The organism is Solibacillus sp. FSL H8-0538 (assembly GCF_038003525.1).
Lineage (GTDB): Bacteria > Bacillota > Bacilli > Bacillales_A > Planococcaceae > JBBOPI01.
Window position 1 is genome coordinate 1 of the sequence record NZ_JBBOPI010000002.1, and the last position, 19,949, is coordinate 19,949.

The window sequence follows — 19,949 nt, forward strand, 5'->3', positions numbered from 1 at the left end:
ACATATTTTGGTGTAGAGCCATTAAAAAATAGGTTTTTCTATGACTTAAATCTCTATTTCAACTATAATTATTCAATAATGCAAAAATTATTCATTTTTGAAATATTCTAACAAAAGGGGGATATTTATAAATGATTTGGAGATCAGCGTTAATAAAAACCCATAATTTTTTAATTATTTCAGATTATAGTGGCAACATTCATGAGTGCATCCTTGGGGAAAAACCCATTTTCACAAATATTACATTCCCTCACTCTATGCGAGATTTGGAGGAACAACTGTTTATAGAAAGTATATTTGAACATGTGAACACGTCGAATAAGCAGGTTTTCAAGCAAAAGACTTGGAACGGAAATCACGTTTTAACAACGGTATTTAAGGAACAAGACCTTTATTTATTTGCATATACGATTCTAGATAAGCCGTTTAATAGCACATCTATGGCTTCAAAAGACACACCGTTACCAATCATCGCCACGAGTCCTGCCATGCAGCAAATCGCCAATCGCCTATTGAAAACGAGTCAAACAAATGTAACCGTCCTGCTGCTGGGTGAATCCGGTGTCGGAAAAGAAATGGCGGCACGAACAATTCATACATCGGGACTGCGCAAAAATAAGCCCTTCGTTGCAATAAACTGTGGTGCAATACCTGAAAATTTAATTGAAACTGAATTATTTGGCTATGAATCAGGTGCCTTTACAGGGGCGAAAAAAGGCGGATATGAGGGGTGTTTCCGCCAAGCAAATGGAGGCATTTTATTTTTAGACGAAATTGGAGAACTTCCATTAAATATGCAAGTGAAGTTATTACGCGTCTTACAAGAACGCAGTGTTACACCGATTGGAAGCAGTGAAACGTATCCACTCGACATTCAAATTATTGCTGCAACGAATCAAAATTTAGAAAAACTCGTTGCTGACGGAAAATTTAGAGAGGACTTGTACTACAGGCTTAATATAGTGCCCATTCAAATTCCACCGTTGCGTGAACGGATTGAGGAAATTCCAGCGCTCGCACATTTTTTTACTGAAAAGTACAATGTGAAACATGGACAAAATGTAACTTTATCACCGGATGCCATTGACTATCTATGCATACATGAGTGGCCAGGCAACGTACGTGAACTCGAAAATGTCATTGAACGGTTTGTCGTCTTATCTGAAACACCTATTGTTACTAGCGCACATTTAGAAATGCTACTTCAAGAAAAAGAGACTGAGCCAATACGTCCGATGTTCACGACGATTTATCGTCTTCAAGATGCAGTAGATTTAGTCGAGGAGGAACTTATCTTATTGGCGATGAAAAAATATGGGTCCGTTAAGCTTGCCTCTAGTGCGCTCGGTATTAGCCAGCCAACCATGAGTCGTAAGCTCAAGAAAATTCGCACACCACTCGAACAACCAAATAGCACGTTAGCCAAGCGTGCCGTGCTAGAAGAGCAGCTCAATAATCGACTACGCTCAGTTGCCGTTGTATCAGCCATTACGATTTCAATCGAGACTGTGGGGAAAGCGATTGAGAACCTGTCTAATCTAGATGCTCATGCGGAGCTCTTGCGCCAATTAACAGCTATCCAGCAACAAGAAGGCGTCATTCATTGGGTATTTATTTTCTATAAAAATAAGGAAAACAAGATTATCAATATTTCCGCCTGTGCAGATTTCGTTATTGAATTAGGAGCAGAATATACAGGGCCTCCGGAAATAATGGATGTGATCGAACAAGCGCTGAACGGCTCGGTTGGTATTACGCCAATTTATACCGATCAATATGGGGAATGGAAAACATGCTTCGCCCCTCTCTATAACCAAGAAGGTATCGTCATTGCCATTATTGGCTATGACTACAGCAAAGCATATATTAATAGTGAATTGCACCGACTAAGTCGAAAGTTAAATTTAATCTTATAATATAAAAGAAATCATTTTTAAGGAGTACAAGAAGTAGACAATATACCTAGCTATTCATTAAACATAGCGAAAGATCCCTGGGCCCACACAAGCGAGCCCCCTACAAACAAGAGATTACAGACTTTGATAAGTGTTCAGCCGATTAAACGTATTGAAAAATCCCCCTGCCGTTATCAAAAACTTATATTAAATTGTAATTTTATACTATTAGTTATAACGGTAACTGGTAAACCTTTATTACTATAAGCACCAATTAAAATAAAATGAGCTCTCAGACGTATTTTAAGTAGCAAAAAAAGCAACCCTATTAGAAAGTTGCTTTTTTTCTCCTCTTTTTCAAGAAAACTAGCATAAAACCACCCACAAAAAAATAGAGAAAAATAGAGAAGTAAATTTAGACGTGCCATAGAATAGAAAAGAGTAGCGTAGAAAAGAATAGAATAGAAAAGAATGGAAAAAATTTGCGCAGAATAGGCGTTGGAGGGTATGGAACAGACGATATCAATAGAGGAGCGTATACAAGAGGGACTTGCGAAGGATCCCTTATTTCAAGTCATTCAGGAAACAACAGCTGAGCAAAATTTTGGGTCCGAGCCGTATTTACTCGACCTGGTTGAAAAGGAGTACTATTCCACACCTGAAGTGGCGGGTTGGTTTGATGTCACCGATGCACAGTTGCGTTACTACATTAAACCCTTCGAATCCTATGTATTTGAAGAGGCTGAAGACAGTCCAACGACATCAACTGGCAGCGGGGAATTATGCGTATTAGTTATAATGTTAACTGGTTTATCTCTATTAATATAAAGATGTTTAAGATAACCAGTTAACATTGAAATCGAGTTGTCGGGGATGATGCCAGGACAGTCATTACTATTTTTATATGATGGAACTTAGCTATTCAGATACAACTGATGTATGATTGGCATTTGTTTCCCGTTTCCTTAAAAGTAGTAAGGATAAACTAAATAAGCAAGCTAGAATTAATCCACTAAAGAAAGCTTTACTCATCGCTTTTACTACATAAAAATTTGCATCCTTACGTAGATCATTTTGAATATCATTAATTTCATTTTCGAATGCAGTCATCTCAGTATTTATTTTTAACCTAATTTGTTCTTCTATAGCAGGGGTAATGGACGCTCCTGGAGGCAATTGTTTCAGTACCTCTTGTTTCTGTAGTAGAGTGACTCGTTCATAGATCTCTTTAGAAATTTCAAATCGTTCTAGTTCTCCACCGCCTTCAAAAAATGATTCTCTTCTGACTTCTAATTTTTCAATGGCTGCTGCTCTCACTTCAGTGGGAAGGCTTGCTTTTTCGAATTGTGATATTCCATCGTCTACAATTTCAACTGAAAATTGATTTAAAAAACTCATTGTTATTGAGACAAAAATCGATACACCTAGAGCGCCTCCCATATTTCTAGCTGTAGCAAAAATTCCCGATCCTAGCGACATATGCTCATCGGATACCGTTGCCGTACAAACGGTTACACTTGTGACCATCAGGATACCGAGTCCCGTTCCTAATAAAGACATGATGAGAATTAAAGTCGAAATTTCCGTATTCGCACTTAACTTTAACAATGGAATAAAGCTTGCGATTGTAAATAAATAACCAAAAAACATGGGAATTTGATAGCCAATTTTGTCCATTACTCGCCCGATAATAGGTGCTACGACAAGCATAACAGCAGATAATGGTGTGATGAGAAAAGAAGCTTGTAATGTACTATATCCTTTTACTTGAGTGAAGTAGATCGGTAAAAGAATTAATATCCCCATCATTATCAAACCACCGAAAAAATTAGAAATTACTCCGCCTAAATATTCTTTATTCTTAAATATCGAAAAATCTACCAAAGGGAATTTCACTTGCGATTCAATAATGAAAAATAATAGTCCCGCTATTAAACTTATACAGAAATAACCATAAATGATCGTAGAATTCCACCCTAGCTTTTCTCCTTGTAAAATAGCATAGGTAAAAAAGTATAAAGCCACGCTTATAAACAAAACGCCCCAAATATCCAACTTAAGCGGTGCTTTAACATCCTTACGCCCTTTAAATACCCATAGAAGGAATGGAAAAGAAACAATTATTATCGGAACATTAATATAGAAAATCCAACGCCAATCAATATATTCGGTCACTACTCCGCCTATACTTGGGCCAATAGCAACTGCAAGCGCTCCAATTGCTCCCCAAATCCCCATTGCTAAACCTGTTTTTTCTTGTGGTACAGCCGTCCTAACAAGCATCATACTGGTCGGTATAATCATTGCTCCAGCGATCCCTTGCAAAACACGCGAAGCAATTAAAACCTCTACTGAAGGAGCTACCCCGCATAAAAAGGAACTTATCGCAAAAATTAGGACACCGACTAAAAACAGCCTGATTCTCCCGAAAATATCTGCTAACTTTCCAACTGTTATTAAAAGAATGGCTAATGTAAGAACGAAGGAATTAATTATCCAAGAAGCTACATTAAGGTCTATCTTAAAATCATTCATTATAGTTGGTAGAGCAATATTAACAACTGTACTATCTAAAAAAACCAAAAAAAGCCCCAAGCTTACGGCAAATACTTGTTTCAATCCCCCATATTCAGAAATAGTAGTATTATTCATTTCAATCCCTCTCTTTTGTATTAAAATTTAAAGCTCATAAACTTTTATCACATGTTGTTAGTTTTTATTTCATCCGTCATATGGTCAGCACCCTCCTCTATAAATTTGATGAAAGAGGGGCCAAACTGTTGGTCATACACCCTCCCATCTCTTCCACACCACATAATTGGTACGAATTAATAATGAAATGAGTACAATTTTTTTAAATGCACCATGTGAATGCTTGTGACGAATAATTAGTATCACTGCACCAGAAAACCTTTATATGAGCACATGTTCATTTATTATAATACATTTATTTCCACACAACGTCAATGGTGGAGTTAGCTTCGGAGCTAAACTCAACACCAAATGCGAATGGTCCATGTAGAAATCAAAAACTAGAGCTTACAATTCGGTGTCATGAAAGTGAATAGGTGTTAGCCTGAGCGCTATTAATTGAAACAGTCCCATAGAATAAACAATTTTTCCTATGGGTTCTCAAACGTCATTTCCATCGGGATTTACGTGCAATCCAATCTCAATTCGCCTAAGAGTTGCTTTTTTTCTCCTCTTTTTCAAGAAAACTAGCATAAAACCACCCACAAAAGAATAGAGAAAAATAGAGAAGTAAATTTAGACACGCCATAGAATAGAAAAGAGTAGCGTAGAAAAGAATAGAATAGAAAAGAATGGAAAAAATTTGCGCAGAATAGGAGTGGGTAGGGTATGGAACTAACGATTTCAATAGAGGAGCGTATACAAGAGGTACTTGCGAAGGATCCCTTATTTCAAGTCATTCAGGAAACAACAGCTGAGCAAAATTTTTGGTCCGAGCCTTATTTACTTGAACTGGTTGAAAAGAAGTACTATTCCACACCTGAAGTGGCGGGATGGTTTGATGTCACCGATGCACAGTTGCGTTACTATATTAAACCTTTCGAGTCCTATTTATTTGAAGAGGCTGAAGACAGTCCAACGACATCCACGGTCATTCGTTTGGATTTTAAAGCTGTTTTAAAACTTCGGATGATTCTGTTGCTAAAGGATGAATACCGTGTAAAAGGGTTGAAACGCCTTTTGAACATTAGTGACCATGGCCATATGGTTAGACAAAAGACCGTAGTCACAACTGAACTGGCCCCCCCTGATGATCTCGCACAAAGAGTCACTATGCTGAGCCATATCATTACTCAAATGATGAACACCGGTCTTTTTCACATTGAGCAGGAGACCGAAAGCCAGCAGATGATCGTTTCATTAAACCAGGAGTTTCTCACACAACAAATTCAAGCGGTGCCTTCCGAAACTTCAGAAATTCTTGCAGAGATTACAGAAGATACCCAACAATTAAAATCGGAGAATGCTGCACTTAAGAAGCAGCTCGAGGAACTAAATCAAGATAATAAACAAGATATCGCCATTCTCATTAGAAGACGACACATCGAAAATGAAGTCGTCGCAACCTTACGTGATGAAGCGCTGCGTACGTATACTGAAAACAACAGTACGCCCTTCTTTGCAAAACTTTTCCGTTCTTCGCAACTCGCAATGGAACAGGAGCGTTTCATATTAGATTACGTGCAGACCCACCTAAATGAACGTCTTGAAAAAGCCCTCTCTGATTATCATGAATCGTAAAATGCTTCCTTCTCAACAGGAAGCATTTTTTCTATGGAATCTAGGTAAACATTCATATTATTAGCAGGATTTCGAAAAAGAGATAGAATTCTAAAACAATACAGCAGCTGATATACACTAGACAAGAATACGACAAACAACGGCCCCCACAGATGTTGATTTGTAGGGGCTTCGCATTTTATCACTATAAAAGGGTTGGTTTAGAGTGAAAGGCAACCTACGCTGTTTTAAGAATGTGTAGTCATTTAAAATGGTTTTCTCCCTCTGCTTCTTGAAATTGTAAATATCCTTCTTTTACTGAGTAAGCTACATAAAATTTATGTTTTCCAATGTCGACTATTTGAACAGCGTTAGCTTTCCTTGCGCTGTTTACGATAGTTGTAAACTGTTTTGTATTAATAGTAACACCCATAAGATTTAATAGTTTTCTAGAGGTCTCTAAAATGTCTTTATCTTTGGGATTAATAGCTATGATATCAATAAAATAACCACCCATCTTCTGAGATCTGACCGCTAATACAGAAGAGCTCCGATCTTTATAAGCAAGAAAACGCCCTTCTTTGTCTTCAACATCACTGTCTACCTGCCATTTTGCCGTTGTTAATACTTTCTCCAATGACTCAAATGATTTTGTAGCGTGGATTTTTGTAGAAAGTGTTTCTTTTTTAGAGGCATTTGCTACTACGGTAGATGGGGCACTAAATATGAAAAACACCACTAAACTGACTAGTAAAATACTAAAAATCTTTCTCATGCACATCACTCCTTTTATTAAAATATGATACTAGTTAAAGGTCTTTTTTATTCCCTTAATCTACTTCAACACTTTCAATAATAATCTATGAATAGCAAGAGGATTCCAACAGCGCCATCACAAAACAAGCAGCATCACGTAATTCCTGGCAGATTGTCGACAAACACTCGACGAACTGACCAACACCGCAGCTCAGCGAACAAGTCCATTTCGCTGAGTTGCTATTACGTCACGCTGCTTTTCATATGGCCTACTGCATTAAGAACAGTTGGTGACGTAAGATTCCATCCTTTTTCTACCTCGCAAAAGTGGAAATTTCTACTTTTGCGAGGTAGAAATTTGTGTATTTAGTATATTGCAAACCGCTTCCTTCTCAGCAGCAAGCGAATGAACCTCGAAATTGAAAGGGCTTTAGAACACGCCCAGCTGAATTAGAGGCGTGAACGTGAAATCATGCAGGACAGTATGAATGTTAAACGTGAGAAGGCCCTGGTAGAAGGAGAACGAGCGGATCAAGCGACGTTACAGGCTCAAAATGAGAAGTACAATGATAAACTCGCTGAGATGCATGCGGAAAATGAGCGTATTCGAGGGAATTAACAAACACAACATCACAATCAAACAAACCGCATTAAACCGCCTGTAAAACCGAAAAAAGTTTCTATTCTTCGCCAAACTTTTCTATTCTTTTCAAATCCACGTGACAAAGCAACTTGATATTTCTGCCAATATCAAAAAGCATGGTGAACTCTACATTTCATTCAAGTAACCACTGCCCCTGCAACATTCAACTGTTTGCAGGGCTTTTTAATTTCGTTTCGAATAGGAAGTTTTAGCAGCAATTTAGCGAGGTAAGCGATTGATATTTATAAGTTTCTACTGCTACTCCGGAAAAAAATTAGGTAAAAGAGGGATACAAATCCTGCATTTTTATTTCCTGTAAAAAGATAATGATCCATTTTTTAACAGAACCGAGTATATCTATTGATGTAAGCGCCCCCAAATTATTAAAAATTTTAATAACTATCTTGACTTTTTTGCTCATAGCTTTATAATTGCATTTGAGAATCATTTTCAATAAACCATTTGGACAGGAGAAGTATATCGTGAAAAAATTATTTGCATTTTTAGTATTGAGTACTCTGTTATTATTAGCAGCATGCGGTGATAGTAGCTCTAAAACCCAAAAAGATTCAGAAGAAAAAACAGACAGCTCTAAAGAAGTATCAAAGGAAGAATCGAAGGAAGTAAATTTATATACAAGCCGTCATTATGATGTTGATGATGCATTATATAAAGAATTTGAAAAAGAAACAGGTATTAAAGTAAATGTCATTAAAGGTGAGCCAGATGAGTTACTAGAGCGCATTAAGCGTGAAGGTGATGCAACAAAGGCAGATCTATTTTTAACAGCTGACGTAGCCCGCCTGTTCCGTGCAAAAGAAGACGGACTTTTACAAGCTGTTTCAAGTGACACACTTAGCAAGCAAGTACCAGAAAAATTCCAAGATACGGATCAAATGTGGTACGGTTTAACAAAGCGCGCACGTGTTATCGTTTACAATAAAGAAACAGTAAAACCAGAAGAGCTTTCTACTTACGAAGCGTTAACAGAAGCACAATGGAAGAACCGTGTACTTATTCGCGGGGCTGAAAATGTCTACAACCAGTCATTACTTGCTTCATTTATCGAAATTAATGGCGAAGAAAAGGCGAAAGAGTGGGCAAGCGGTCTTGTAGCAAACTTCGCGCGTGATCCAGAGGGCGGGGATCGTGACCAAGCAAAAGCGATTACAGCTGGTATTGGTGACGTTGCCATTATGAACACATATTATTATGGACAAATGTTAAACTCTACTGACGCAGAAGAAGTAAAAGTCGCAGAGAGCTTAGGCGTATTTTTCCCTAACCAAGACACAACAGGTACACACGTAAATATTAGTGGTGCTGGTGTAATTAACACTTCAAAAAATAAAGAGAATGCAGTAAAATTATTAGAGTATTTATCTGCTCCTGCAGCACAAACTGTTTTTGCAGAGACAAACTTTGAATACCCAGTAAATCCAGAAGCAGCATCTTCAGAGCTACTGAAGTCATGGGGCGAATTTAAAGAGCAAGATATTCCACTTTCTACTTTAGGTGATCACAACTCAAAAGCAGTTATGATCTTCAATGAGGTAGGCTGGAAATAATAAAAAGATAAAACCCTTGTTGCGTGATGCAGCAAGGGCTTTCTTGCTATATATAGAGGGGTAAATCAATATGCGAAAGTTCTTTAGCAAAATGAATACATGGTCATTTTTGGCACTATGTATCATCCTATTTCTTGTCGGTCCCAATATTACCATTATTGAGGGGCTCTTTACGCCTGAAAACGAAAATTGGGCACATATTAAAGAATATATTTTAGCTGACTTTATTCGTGCATCATTTCTTCTAGTATTTTTTACAGGTATTTTAACGATTGTATTAGGTACAAGTCTTGCGTGGCTCATCGCTCAGTATGATTTTCCTTTGCGTAGCTTTTATAAATGGGCGCTTATTTTACCCTTATCGATTCCACCATTTATCGCAGCCTATACGTATCACGGCATATTGAATTATACAGGTGTTGTTCAAACAACCTTACGAAACAAGCTAGATGTGAAAGTCAATGCGGCTTATTTCGATATTATGAACATGCCTGGTGCTATTTTTATTTATACGATGGTTTTGTTTCCCTATGTTTATACGATTGTGCGGGTATTTTTATCGCAGCAATCGGCAACATTAATCGAAAGTGCACGGATGCTTGGAAAAGGACCCTTCAAAATTTTCTTTCAAGTCGTAGTCCCGATATCCCGAGCGGCAATTGTGGGCGGAGCGAGCTTAGTTATTTTAGAGGTATTAAATGACTATGGGGTAGTAAAATATTTCGGTATTCAAACCTTTAGTACCGCCATTTTCCAAACGTGGTTTGCGTTAGGGGATATTGATTCCTCTTTAAAGCTAGCTGCCTCACTTATGGGATTTGTCATTATCATCTTAATTCTCGAGAAGGTGCTACGTGGGCGAAAGCAGTTTAGCTATGCTTCTACTAAGATTAGACCGTTAAAGCTCGTGACACTACGCGGTGGTAAGGCAGGTTTCGCAACATTCTATTGTACGATTATTTTCAGTTTGAGTTTTTTAATCCCAGTCATTCAGCTCATTGATTGGTTTATTTTAACATTTGGTCATATCCCATTCCAGGACTTCTTTATTTATGTGAAAAATTCGACCATCGTTGCAGCGATTAGTGCAACAATCATTATCGTATTCGCATTAATTGTCGGTAACTTTAATCGCCTTTTCCAAGGGCGTATCACAAAAGTATTGACTCGCCTATCGATTTTAGGCTATTCGATTCCTGGGGCTGTTATCGCGGTTGCGATTGTCACAGCCTTTATTCAGCTAGACGAGTGGTTAACACCGCTTTATGTAAAGTTAGGGCTGGATTCCACCCTTGTACTGAGTGTCAGCCTCGTGATGCTGATTACGGCTTATTTAGTACGTTTCTTTGCAATTGGCTTTAACTCCATTGAGGCAGGCTACGAAAAAATTGGGACGAATTTCCGGGATGCTTCCAGGCTTTTAGGTTCTGGCATTACAAAAACCTTTTTTAAGGTAGATGTTCCGATGATGAAAGGTGCGATTATTAGCGGCTTCATTTTAGTGTTTATTGATATTATGAAGGAAATTCCATTAACACTCATTTTGCGACCGTTTAATTTTGATACACTTGCGACGAAAGCCTTTCAATATGCAAGTGATGAAAAAATCATGGAAGCCTCTCAAGCATCCTTATTTATTATTGTGATTAGTGCTATTGCGATTTTTATTTTTAATAAGCTACTGGAAAAGGAGCCAAGCTAACATGTACTTATCTATTGAAAATTTATGCTTTTCATATCCTTCAGCAAAGGAAGATACCATCCAATCATTTACGCTAACAATTAAAAAGGGCGAGGTCATCTCAATCCTAGGCCGAAGCGGAAGCGGGAAAAGTACGATTTTGCGTATATTAGCAGGGCTAGAGTATGCAAGTAACGGCTCATTTTGCATAAATAATGAAGTGATTTTTGACAGTAAAACTTTTATTCAACCAGAAAAACGTGGGATTGGGATGGTGTTTCAAGATTATGCATTGTTCCCACATATGACTGTCGGTAAGAATATTTTATTCGGTATATCCCATTTAGCTAAAGAAGATTGCCGTAAACGATTGAAAGAAGTGCTCGAGCTGGTGGAAATGGAGGACTATGAACACAGATACCCTCATCAGTTAAGTGGCGGTCAGCAGCAACGTATTGCCATCGCAAGAGCACTTGCACCAAACCCTCGTTTACTCTTATTAGACGAGCCTTTTAGTAACTTAGATACCGAGCTTCAAGTAAAAATCCGAAAAGAATTACGTGATATTTTAAAGCGAGCAAACATTACATCGATTTTTGTTACGCACGATGAAGACGATGCCCACGCGATCGCTGATTTTATCGTGAAATTAAACCGCGGAAGAATCGAGCAAATGGGAAATCCATGCGATATTTTAAAGGCCGAGACAAAGATCGTCTTCTCCTAGTTTGGTGGCTGTTCAAAAAACGCCTGTAAAAATTCGCTGGCACTGAAAAACTTGCATTTTCAACCTGACAAATCTCTTTCCGTAAAAAAATAAGGCACTTCCTGTTCAAAATTGAACAGGAAGTGCCTTATTTCTTTCTTCGTGTCAGACTAACAGTAAATATCGTTGTGACCCCTTGAATTTCCATGCCAAATAGACCCGCAGCCAATGCCGTACGTTGAAAAAAGATTGATCAAACTGCGGGTTTTAATGGTTAATGAGTGCTTATTGTGGGAGTCGAATCTTTAAAAAAAGCCCATCCTTTGTTGAAGAACAGTTGCTGATCACACTCTATATACTTTAGCTCGCTATTGTAAAGCTTTTCTCATCCTCACTAATCGGCACATCCATCGTCGTCATTTTCTTTACAGATGCCCGTTTCAATGACTGCATGCAGTTAACCAAAAAGTAAATTTTCGATTCTTCCCCTTGTAATTCTGCTTCCACACTTCCATCTTCTAAATTTTTCACCCAACCCGTTAATTTCAGTCTTTCCGCAATACAAAATACTTCCAAGCGAAATCCTACTTTTTGGACTTTTCCAGAAAAAGTGACTTTTTTTCGGATTATCGAACTTGGCGGAAATGGCGGGATCTTCATACGATTGGCATGCCAAATAACATACCCATCCAATAATTTCGTGACCATACTCATTCTTTAGCTTACTCCCTTATTTGACTATTAAGTATTCAGATTATTAACTCGTAAATATACTCTTCAATTAAACTGCCCTAATGGAACGATTCGGCTGCCGAAAAAGTAATCATAACCCCAGTTAGTTGAATCAATAAATCAAAATGTTATTTTTTAATAATGAGTAGATGTTTGTATCGTGAGCGAACCCATTTTGATACATATAGTCTCGTAAAACTCCCTCTTTTTGAAAACCAATTTTAGTTAGTAAATTATTAGATGCTTCATTTTCTATAAAAACGACAGCACCTATACGAGTTAAATCCATTGCAACAAATCCATATGAAAGTACTTTTGATAGCGCTTCTAAGGTATAGCCTTTCCTCCAATGGTCTGGATAAATTTCATAACCTATTTCTGCCCGTTTATGTTTCGGAGACCAAGCGTTAAATCCAATTGATCCAATCATTCCTTTGATCCCTTTTATTTCAATTCCCCACCTGATGCCTCTTTTTTCATTGAAGTTTTTTGAAAAGAAATCAACGAATTTCTCTGCCTGTTTTAAATTCAGTATTGTTTCTTCTCCATAGAATCGAGTTACATTGTTGTTCGAAAAACAAGCAAAAATACATTGTGCATCGTCTTTTGTGATTTCCCTTAGCTTTAGTCTTTCGGTCTCTAACACTGGAAACATTTAATCTCCACCTCTTTTCAATTCACTAATTATTGATTCTATGAAAGTGGTGAAAATCCTTTAAAAATTGATCTCCGTATTGTATTAACCTGTGTCGGTAAGTTAAGAAGCGACTGCTCTATGAAACAATCGTTCTCGTTAGCAAAATAAAAACTTCCCACATCACTATAAGTTAAAATAAATTCTTGAATAACCGAATTATCATTTTCGGTATAAATATCAAAATATTCCAAATCAATTCAACTAAGATGCAATCTCCAATTTCAATTAGTAGATCTTTAAAAAAGCCGTCCTTACTTTTCTTTTTTTCTTTTTTCATCTTCAATTTACCTCTCCACAACTCAATTTCCCCTTAAAATCGATCTTCAATTTTCTACTGATTTAGCAAAAGAAGAGTCGGCTCTTGTTTTGCTATCGCCCTCGATAGTTGAAGATGTTACATTAAATTTGAGAAACAATCCTATCGAACGTACTACCGTCTCTAAATATCCATTTATCTAATCCAAACATCGTATGCTCCTCTAATACTTAAAAACAAGTCGCCAATTATACCCACACAAAAGAAAATAAAATAATAACTCGCAATCGTGATTTCCTTATTAAACAGCTCTTTAAATGCCTGAATGAACAAATTGTTAAACTTAAACCAACTTAATATCCAACCGATTACTAGAAAACTAACAATCATCATTTCGTTTCCTCCTCTCAAAAAAGATGAGTGTCGTGTCTTCCTATTTAGAAGGACACCACTCGTCCAAGATCGTGCGAGTGGATGGGAAAGTTATATTTCCTTATCCATCAAAAAACCAACAAATATGTTTTCTGTCAGTTCCATGTCTTAATTCCTAAAGACCATTGTTATAAACTAAATACCAACCATTTGAAAAAACAGTGATATGAAGATAAACGACCTCACTCAACTATCATTTTCCATAAAAAGCCTCTTCAAGTATTCTGCCCCTTTAGTTTAAGAATTTCAACTAAAATAGCGTTAATCCTTGGTGGATCAACGCGCTCCCTTCGTGAAATAAGAACTTCACTACCAATCTGGTCCATCATTGCTACCACTGACTATGAGATTAAATGCATTGGAATCCAGATTGGTCTTTTCAACGGATTCATAGAAAATTGATGTTACCTCTTCTTGTACGGATTCAGTTACTTCCTTATTTTCTAAGATATATTTCACCCGAATGTCCTCTTTTGAATAAATTGCAAGCAACATATGAAATGTATAGCCTTTTTCTTCTAATTTCTTGTTTACTTGTTCAAAAAAGCCATGCTCTTGATAAAGTAGCGTTTGAATTTCCTCTACTTCTTTTAATTTCCTTTCGTTTTCCGCTTGTATTTCAGGACTTAATGAATGGGGGCCTTCAAATGTTGCTTCTTTTGTTGCGGAGTTATTGATCAATAGAAAGGTAACAACACACGAAATGACAATGGTTCCGATTAAAGTGATTTTACCCGTTTTTATTCTATACACTCCCTTTTTCACTATAAATATATGACAGTGTAAAAGGGCTTAAACCACGTCAGTTATTGATTGAACTAGCCTGCGCCGTTAGTACAAGTAGTGCCTGCTCTAATTGAACACTCGCATCCCGATAGTCAAAAATTTTCTCTATAAAACACAATCATATGTTCTTCATTCCGACAAAAACCTAAAGAAGAATACAATTTTTCGGCTGATGACTTTGTAAAAACATGCAATTTCGAGCGGTCTTTCCGTGCGCAATTTCTTTTGACACAGTTTGCTCCTGCGTTGATCATATTAAGAAACTGTCATCCTAATCGCGTACGAAAAAATTCTGTATTATCTTGTTTTTTATTAGAGCCTCGACGATTTCTGTTGTAAACTGCATCATAGGGAAGACCACTTTTTTAGAATTGGTTGTGGTGACTTAATTCTACCAAGAAAAGGTCTTCTTTTTTTGTCGCCTTATTCATTTACACAAAATTTTTTTTTACTCTACTTTTTCGGAGTGTAAAAACGACAAAAGATGGTGACTTATCATTGAGTCACCATCTTTTGTAGTATATTAAAATAATCAGAACCTACTTAATCTGTATTGAAATCCGTTTTAAATGGCTTTTCTTCATATTTTGAAACATCGTATTGCCCAATTACTTGATAACTACTGGACGCTTCATCGTTTGGTTTGAATTTATTGAAATCAACTACATCTAATGCATCTTTCATCATATTCAATAAATATTGTGGTTCTGGAGTTTCTTCTACTGCGGCAAGGACTAAGGCGTTTCGTAAATATCCTGCGTGTTGTGAGAGCAATTGAGCGTTAAAATCTAGACTACTTGCTTCAGCAAAAAGCTTCATGAAAATGGAAACTGCTCGTGTATTTCCTTCTCGGTACGGATGAACCCGCCAAAGTTTAATCATAAATGTTGAAAAATCCTCTACCAGACGAGGATTAGAATAGTTCCATTGTCTGGATCTAGACCAACTGAAAACAGTTTTTAAATCAGAAATAATTTGATCTTTACCGCTATACACAACAGATAATCCATTTAAAACACGTTCACTTTTAGAAATATTGACTGTGCGGAATTCCCCTGCCCATGAATATAGCTCATGAAAAAGAAAGTGATGAATCAATTGTAGGCTTTCATATTTTTGAAAATCAATCTCATGGGTGATAGAAGAAATATCTACAATTCCCGCGATCAACAGCTGTGCTTCAACGTCAATTAATTGTTGTTCATTGCGAATATTTAATTTGTTGATTAAGATGTCTGTATTAGCATAAGTATATGGGTCCATAAGTTACTGTGAAGCCCTTGTATATTTTTCAACAATCGCTTGTTTTAATTGGCTGGATGAAACTTGGCCGTTTTCATATTGCTTTAAGAGGTTTTGTGTAAATGCACTCGGTTTTCCACCGTCAATGGCAGCCATACCCACTGCAAATTGTACTTGCTTTTGACGTTCTAGACGTGAGTTTTCTTTCATATATAACACCCCTCGTTTATTGATATATCTATTATATCAGCTTTTGCGTATCAGGAGATAGTGAGGTCTCTTCATAGACATACATGATGAAATCCTTCCCCCGGTGATTCGTTCTCACATTCAAAGTTCGCTGTCTATGCAAAAGTTAGACCCTTAGCGAGCCACGAAAGCCCCAATCAATTGGTCAAATCGATAGAGTTCATTGTTTCTATACCATCTCATCCATGAATTAATTTATGATCTATTTTTAATCCCATATTTCATCGTGATTTGTTCATTTGTTAACTCACCTGTAATTTTCGCCTTTACTACTGCCCTTTTAATATCCGCTGCATCATTTGTTTTGCCCATGCAAAAACACCTTCGATTTTTATGTACGTATTTTCAACGTACGCCAATTAGAGATGTTTTATGGTATCTTATAAAATTAGGTTCGTCCAAGATGCTATTTTTACCAGACAGGTCTTAATCTAACTGATAATTTACCTTCATTTTCTTTATAAACAAATGTTGATAAATCTTCTTTTAACATTTGCATGCGTTCGGTGCCAATGTATTCCACCCAACGTGCCTCAATCTCAGTTAGTATCTTCTCTTTTGCTTTTACTACTAACCATCCACGTTCGGTCAAAACAATAATTTTCCCTCTCTTATCAGTGGGATGGGCTTTGCGCATGACATAACCACTTTTCTCAAGATAATCCACCATATTACTCACAGCTTGCTTTGTAATTCCTAAATATTCGGCTAGTTCGATTCCTGTTGCTCCATGGGGCGTGATGCATTTAAACATAAAACCATGTACAGGTCGAATATCCTCAAATCCCAATTTACTCAATCTGTCATGTAGTTCATTAATCGATGTACTAAAAGATAAAGACAAAAGTGTTGTAAGATCCAACTCATTATCTACTTTATTATTCATATTTACCTCCGTCGTATATAGTCAACTTAGTTGACTATATGATAAATCTATTGTACTATGCGTAAAGTAGTCAATCAAGTTGACTATATTTCTTGTGATTTTAAAAAAGCAGCTTCGATAAAACGAAGTTCAATTTGGAGGTTTCAATATGAATCACATTGTTAAAATAAGAGCAAGCGCATTTATTCCAATGGCTTGGACTGAACCAAAAAAAGATACTCAAACAGGAAACCTGATTCAATTCGAAGGTGACTCACGTGAATTTACACCCTATGCTGTCAACGCTATGCGTTCTAGAATTGAACAAGAAGTCGTTGTAGATTTTTATAAAAAAGAAATTTTCACATATGCAAATACGGGCATCACAACAGAAAGAATCACAACTCCAGATGGGTCTGTTACTAAAAGAACAGGACAAGCTAGTACGGAACGTGTTTTGTGCACGGATATTGTATGGGGCGAGGATGACGTCACGTTTCAAATGAGTGCGAGTGCGAGCAACCCACTAAATGTATATGCACCTCCCGCTGATTATCTATTAACTGTACATGTCAAAAAAGATGGTACTGGCGCTATTCACGGTGCACATGACGGATTCCCTTGTTATGAAATTTATAAGCAAGTAAATTTTGGGCCGTTTGAAGAAATTCATACACATGACTTTAGAAAAACTGGTGATACACCTGAAGCTCTAGGTGGAGATATGGAGTATAGTTTTAATAAAATATTGTAAAGACAATAAGAAATCAAAATACCACAACATAAGAGTTAGCAACAGGAGGAAAAAAGAATGACAACAGTTTTATTTGTAAAAGCAAACAATCGCCCCGCCGAACAATCGGTAAGTGTGAAATTATATGAGGCCTTTTTAGCAAGCTATAAAGAATCTCATCCAGATGATACAGTGGTAGAACTGGATTTATACAATGAAGAATTGCCCTATGTAGGAGTAGATATGATTAACGGGACATTTAAGGCTAGTAGAGGATTGGATTTAACAGCAGAAGAAGCAAAAACAGTCGCAGTTGCTGATAAATATTTAGACCAGTTCCTTGCTGCTGATAAAGTTGTGTTTGGTTTCCCATTATGGAATTTAACAATCCCAGCGATACTACACACATATATTGATTATTTAAACCGAGCAGGTAAAACATTTAAATATACGCCAGAAGGTCCAGTAGGTCTTATTGGAAATAAGAAAATTGCATTATTAAATGCAAGTGGCGGTGTATATTCTGAAGGACCAAAAGCTGAAGTAGAAATGGCTGTTAAATATGTGGCAAGTATGATGAGTTTCTTCGGCGTAAATGATATGGAGAAAATAGTGATTGAAGGTCACAATCAATTCCCAGATAAAACAGAAGAAATTATTTCGGCAGGGCTTGAAAAGGCTGTTAAAGTAGCAAGTACGTTCTAAATTAACAAAACATTTCACACCTAAATACAGCAGTGCCAACACTTTTATAGCGTTGGCACTGCTGTATTTTCGCATATCTCGCTCCTGTATGGTTAAAACTCAATAAAAGCGTGCTTTTCATTCTCATCTTATTGAACCTGTACCGATAGTTGAAGCATGAAATGAAATCCTTCCCCTGGTGATTCGTTCTCACATTCAAAATTAGGTGTCTATGTAAAATTTAGACCCTTAGCGCGCCACGAAAGCCCCTTGCAGCATAGTAGGAGTCTGCTCCATTGTGATATACAAAGACCGTGTCGTAGCGACGATCACAAAAGAGGGCCCCGCTGAGTTTTCTAATATTAGCCGGTGTTTGCACCCAGCTCGACGTTTTCAGATCGAAAGTTCCAAGTTGCTGCAGCTCCCGGTATTGTTCTTCCGTTAAAAGTTCAATCCCCATAGCTGTTGCCATATCAATCGCGTTATTTTCTGGTTTGTTTTTTTTCCTTGACTCCAGTGCTTCACGGTCGTAACAAACACTTCTGCGATCTTTCGGACTTTCTGCTGAACAATCATAAAAAATGTATTCGCCCGTCTTTTTGTTATAGTCCACAACATCCGGTTCACCGCCAGTTCCTTCCATTTCATTGAGCGACCACAGTTTTTCAGTATTCCCTTCCAGCTTAGCTTGTACCGCAGCCCATTCAAGCTCTTCATGGCGGTTCATATTTTTCTCAAAACGGGCTTTCAGAGTGCTGAGTAGTTCCTCACGTTGTTCTGGTAACAACTCCTTATTACTCTTTGTCATATTCGTTTCCCCCTATTATTTTTACTCCTATTGGTTTAAGGACTAAACTGCATCGTTAGTACCAGAAGCGATGACTCTAAATGAACAATCGCCACCGCTAGTTGAATAAAAACAGTTATAATATTATACCCTCAAAATTTCCAATCATTACTTGTTTCTCATTCTGATTTGTACATATGAAAGATGACACAATAGCTATTCTATTATTATCTTGCTTTTCATACTTCTCGATTGTTACTTTACATAGGATTTTATCTCCTGTGAAAACTGGTCTCAAAAACTCAAAGTTCATAGTACGAGCCAGTACATTGTTATCTCTGTCAACAACCTTGTATGACAAGTCTCTCCTGATCATCAGCAGTAGTATGGTGAATGCCTTCATCCCCCACTTTTATGGTATTCACATGTAACAATTCCTCTTAAAATTATTTACCTATAGTATATTATTGCAGGTTTATCTAAGTTTCTAACAAATCTGTTCCTTATTGAACTATCCTACTGATTATATACAATATCAGCAAAAAATATTGATGTGTTGCACTCTTTATCATTGTTTACAAGTATACGGTGATAACTATAAATACTTACTGTAGAAAATGCGTCTACAAAAATACAAAACTGCCCCATTAGTAGAAATTGAAAAAGGCTGTCGCAACAGCAGTCCTGTACCCCTCCCAACCTCCAGCTTGTTGTTCGGTTTCTTCATAAAGTTTTTTCTCAAGACTAATAAAAGCGTCAGAGATATATCCATACGCTTTACCCCACGCTTCAATAATTTCATCTGTCGCAGCTTCACCAAGGACATCTCTTACTGCTTGAAGTAAAGTTTCACCTACAACTGGATATTGTTCAGATTTTATTCCGATGGCACGATGTTTCTGAGAAATTCTTTCAATAACTGGTTTATTAGCCTCCAGATTTGTAATATATTCTCCAGCGGCATAAACGGCATATCCCAAGGCTTC

General features: G+C 37.1%; 20 protein-coding genes and 1 pseudogene. 9 read left to right on the forward strand and 12 right to left on the reverse strand.

Annotation, left to right across the window (positions count from 1 at the left end; all coding sequences use genetic code 11):
* The first annotated feature begins 131 nt into the window (after nucleotides 1-131).
* The gene (locus tag MHH87_RS17945) at nucleotides 132-1,916 is read left to right on the forward strand and encodes a sigma-54 interaction domain-containing protein (RefSeq protein WP_340751100.1); all 1,785 of its coding nucleotides are present in this window, start codon (nucleotides 132-134) and stop codon (nucleotides 1,914-1,916) included.
* A gap of 486 nt (nucleotides 1,917-2,402) precedes the next feature.
* Nucleotides 2,403-2,723: a hypothetical protein gene (locus MHH87_RS17950; protein WP_340751102.1), complete on the forward strand. Its 321-nt coding sequence runs from the start codon at nucleotides 2,403-2,405 to the stop codon at nucleotides 2,721-2,723.
* Nucleotides 2,724-2,813: 90 nt separating this feature from the next.
* Here MHH87_RS17950 and MHH87_RS17955 read toward each other — a convergent pair whose 3' ends face one another.
* Nucleotides 2,814-4,547 carry an MFS transporter gene (locus MHH87_RS17955; protein WP_340751104.1) on the reverse strand — a complete coding sequence of 578 codons (1,734 nt, stop codon included), beginning with the start codon at nucleotides 4,545-4,547 and terminating at the stop codon, nucleotides 2,814-2,816.
* Nucleotides 4,548-5,255: 708 nt separating this feature from the next.
* Here MHH87_RS17955 and MHH87_RS17960 point away from each other — a divergent pair.
* The gene (locus tag MHH87_RS17960) at nucleotides 5,256-6,167 is read left to right on the forward strand and encodes a DNA primase (protein WP_340751106.1); all 912 of its coding nucleotides are present in this window, start codon (nucleotides 5,256-5,258) and stop codon (nucleotides 6,165-6,167) included.
* Nucleotides 6,168-6,408: 241 nt separating this feature from the next.
* Here MHH87_RS17960 and MHH87_RS17965 read toward each other — a convergent pair whose 3' ends face one another.
* Nucleotides 6,409-6,921, reverse strand: coding sequence for a hypothetical protein (locus MHH87_RS17965; protein ID WP_340751108.1), 513 nt, complete (start codon nucleotides 6,919-6,921; stop codon nucleotides 6,409-6,411).
* A 465-nt stretch (nucleotides 6,922-7,386) separates the two neighbouring features.
* Between MHH87_RS17965 and MHH87_RS17970 the strand changes: the two genes are divergently transcribed.
* The 4 genes from MHH87_RS17970 to MHH87_RS17985 all read left to right on the forward strand — a co-directional run bounded on the left by MHH87_RS17970 (nucleotide 7,387) and on the right by MHH87_RS17985 (nucleotide 11,521).
* Nucleotides 7,387-7,521, forward strand: coding sequence for a hypothetical protein (locus MHH87_RS17970; protein WP_340751110.1), 135 nt, complete (start codon nucleotides 7,387-7,389; stop codon nucleotides 7,519-7,521).
* 506 nt (nucleotides 7,522-8,027) lie between these two features.
* Entirely contained in the window at nucleotides 8,028-9,113 is a 1,086-nt protein-coding gene (locus tag MHH87_RS17975; RefSeq protein ID WP_340751111.1) for a Fe(3+) ABC transporter substrate-binding protein, read from the forward strand.
* 70 nt (nucleotides 9,114-9,183) lie between these two features.
* Nucleotides 9,184-10,815, forward strand: coding sequence for an ABC transporter permease (locus MHH87_RS17980; protein ID WP_340751113.1), 1,632 nt, complete (start codon nucleotides 9,184-9,186; stop codon nucleotides 10,813-10,815).
* A 1-nt stretch (nucleotide 10,816) separates the two neighbouring features.
* Entirely contained in the window at nucleotides 10,817-11,521 is a 705-nt protein-coding gene (locus MHH87_RS17985; protein WP_340751116.1) for an ABC transporter ATP-binding protein, read from the forward strand.
* A gap of 339 nt (nucleotides 11,522-11,860) precedes the next feature.
* Here the strand turns inward: MHH87_RS17985 and MHH87_RS17990 are convergent, their stop codons facing one another.
* The 7 genes from MHH87_RS17990 to MHH87_RS18020 all read right to left on the reverse strand — a co-directional run bounded on the left by MHH87_RS17990 (nucleotide 11,861) and on the right by MHH87_RS18020 (nucleotide 16,780).
* Nucleotides 11,861-12,214, reverse strand: coding sequence for an acylphosphatase (locus MHH87_RS17990; RefSeq protein WP_340751118.1), 354 nt, complete (start codon nucleotides 12,212-12,214; stop codon nucleotides 11,861-11,863).
* Nucleotides 12,215-12,344: 130 nt separating this feature from the next.
* Nucleotides 12,345-12,887 carry a GNAT family N-acetyltransferase gene (locus tag MHH87_RS17995; RefSeq protein WP_340751120.1) on the reverse strand — a complete coding sequence of 181 codons (543 nt, stop codon included), beginning with the start codon at nucleotides 12,885-12,887 and terminating at the stop codon, nucleotides 12,345-12,347.
* Nucleotides 12,888-13,380: 493 nt separating this feature from the next.
* Nucleotides 13,381-13,578: a hypothetical protein gene (locus MHH87_RS18000; protein ID WP_340751123.1), complete on the reverse strand. Its 198-nt coding sequence runs from the start codon at nucleotides 13,576-13,578 to the stop codon at nucleotides 13,381-13,383.
* 348 nt (nucleotides 13,579-13,926) lie between these two features.
* A complete protein-coding gene (locus tag MHH87_RS18005; protein ID WP_340751125.1) occupies nucleotides 13,927-14,370 on the reverse strand; it encodes a hypothetical protein in 444 nt (147 codons plus the stop codon).
* Between the two features lie 576 nt (nucleotides 14,371-14,946).
* Nucleotides 14,947-15,666 (reverse strand): Fic/DOC family protein, encoded by a 720-nt coding sequence (locus MHH87_RS18010; protein ID WP_340751126.1) that lies wholly within the window; start codon nucleotides 15,664-15,666, stop codon nucleotides 14,947-14,949.
* Nucleotides 15,667-15,669: 3 nt separating this feature from the next.
* Entirely contained in the window at nucleotides 15,670-15,855 is a 186-nt protein-coding gene (locus MHH87_RS18015) for an antitoxin VbhA family protein (protein WP_340751129.1), read from the reverse strand.
* A gap of 451 nt (nucleotides 15,856-16,306) precedes the next feature.
* Nucleotides 16,307-16,780 (reverse strand): MarR family winged helix-turn-helix transcriptional regulator, encoded by a 474-nt coding sequence (locus MHH87_RS18020; RefSeq protein WP_340751131.1) that lies wholly within the window; start codon nucleotides 16,778-16,780, stop codon nucleotides 16,307-16,309.
* Between the two features lie 148 nt (nucleotides 16,781-16,928).
* On the opposite strand from MHH87_RS18020, the gene MHH87_RS18025 reads away from it, so the two are divergent.
* Both MHH87_RS18025 and MHH87_RS18030 read left to right on the forward strand, forming a co-directional pair.
* Nucleotides 16,929-17,513 carry a DUF3238 domain-containing protein gene (locus MHH87_RS18025; RefSeq protein ID WP_340751133.1) on the forward strand — a complete coding sequence of 195 codons (585 nt, stop codon included), beginning with the start codon at nucleotides 16,929-16,931 and terminating at the stop codon, nucleotides 17,511-17,513.
* A 57-nt stretch (nucleotides 17,514-17,570) separates the two neighbouring features.
* Complete coding sequence (locus MHH87_RS18030; RefSeq protein WP_340751135.1) at nucleotides 17,571-18,197, forward strand: FMN-dependent NADH-azoreductase; 627 nt, start codon at nucleotides 17,571-17,573, stop codon at nucleotides 18,195-18,197.
* 220 nt (nucleotides 18,198-18,417) lie between these two features.
* Here the strand turns inward: MHH87_RS18030 and MHH87_RS18035 are convergent, their stop codons facing one another.
* From MHH87_RS18035 to MHH87_RS18045, 3 genes and pseudogenes are all read right to left on the reverse strand, one after another.
* Nucleotides 18,418-18,984: a DUF4256 domain-containing protein gene (locus tag MHH87_RS18035; protein ID WP_340751137.1), complete on the reverse strand. Its 567-nt coding sequence runs from the start codon at nucleotides 18,982-18,984 to the stop codon at nucleotides 18,418-18,420.
* 115 nt (nucleotides 18,985-19,099) lie between these two features.
* A pseudogene (locus MHH87_RS18040) lies at nucleotides 19,100-19,367 on the reverse strand (FAS1-like dehydratase domain-containing protein); the annotation flags it as partial.
* Nucleotides 19,368-19,610: 243 nt separating this feature from the next.
* Complete coding sequence (locus MHH87_RS18045) at nucleotides 19,611-19,943, reverse strand: globin domain-containing protein (RefSeq protein WP_340751139.1); 333 nt, start codon at nucleotides 19,941-19,943, stop codon at nucleotides 19,611-19,613.
* Between the last annotated feature and the right edge of the window lie 6 nt (nucleotides 19,944-19,949).

What these genes read in the sequence shown, in the direction of transcription:
- MHH87_RS17945 (WP_340751100.1), top strand. Translation starts at nt 132, where the DNA reads ATGATTTGGAGATCAGCGTTAATAAAAACCCATAATTTTTTAATTATT.
- MHH87_RS17950 (WP_340751102.1), top strand. Translation starts at nt 2,403, where the DNA reads ATGGAACAGACGATATCAATAGAGGAGCGTATACAAGAGGGACTTGCG.
- MHH87_RS17955 (WP_340751104.1), bottom strand. Translation starts at nt 4,547, where the DNA reads ATGAATAATACTACTATTTCTGAATATGGGGGATTGAAACAAGTATTT.
- MHH87_RS17960 (WP_340751106.1), top strand. Translation starts at nt 5,256, where the DNA reads ATGGAACTAACGATTTCAATAGAGGAGCGTATACAAGAGGTACTTGCG.
- MHH87_RS17965 (WP_340751108.1), bottom strand. Translation starts at nt 6,921, where the DNA reads ATGAGAAAGATTTTTAGTATTTTACTAGTCAGTTTAGTGGTGTTTTTC.
- MHH87_RS17970 (WP_340751110.1), top strand. Translation starts at nt 7,387, where the DNA reads ATGAATGTTAAACGTGAGAAGGCCCTGGTAGAAGGAGAACGAGCGGAT.
- MHH87_RS17980 (WP_340751113.1), top strand. Translation starts at nt 9,184, where the DNA reads ATGCGAAAGTTCTTTAGCAAAATGAATACATGGTCATTTTTGGCACTA.
- MHH87_RS17985 (WP_340751116.1), top strand. Translation starts at nt 10,817, where the DNA reads ATGTACTTATCTATTGAAAATTTATGCTTTTCATATCCTTCAGCAAAG.
- MHH87_RS17990 (WP_340751118.1), bottom strand. Translation starts at nt 12,214, where the DNA reads ATGAGTATGGTCACGAAATTATTGGATGGGTATGTTATTTGGCATGCC.
- MHH87_RS17995 (WP_340751120.1), bottom strand. Translation starts at nt 12,887, where the DNA reads ATGTTTCCAGTGTTAGAGACCGAAAGACTAAAGCTAAGGGAAATCACA.
- MHH87_RS18000 (WP_340751123.1), bottom strand. Translation starts at nt 13,578, where the DNA reads ATGATGATTGTTAGTTTTCTAGTAATCGGTTGGATATTAAGTTGGTTT.
- MHH87_RS18010 (WP_340751126.1), bottom strand. Translation starts at nt 15,666, where the DNA reads ATGGACCCATATACTTATGCTAATACAGACATCTTAATCAACAAATTA.
- MHH87_RS18015 (WP_340751129.1), bottom strand. Translation starts at nt 15,855, where the DNA reads ATGAAAGAAAACTCACGTCTAGAACGTCAAAAGCAAGTACAATTTGCA.
- MHH87_RS18020 (WP_340751131.1), bottom strand. Translation starts at nt 16,780, where the DNA reads ATGAATAATAAAGTAGATAATGAGTTGGATCTTACAACACTTTTGTCT.
- MHH87_RS18025 (WP_340751133.1), top strand. Translation starts at nt 16,929, where the DNA reads ATGAATCACATTGTTAAAATAAGAGCAAGCGCATTTATTCCAATGGCT.
- MHH87_RS18030 (WP_340751135.1), top strand. Translation starts at nt 17,571, where the DNA reads ATGACAACAGTTTTATTTGTAAAAGCAAACAATCGCCCCGCCGAACAA.
- MHH87_RS18035 (WP_340751137.1), bottom strand. Translation starts at nt 18,984, where the DNA reads ATGACAAAGAGTAATAAGGAGTTGTTACCAGAACAACGTGAGGAACTA.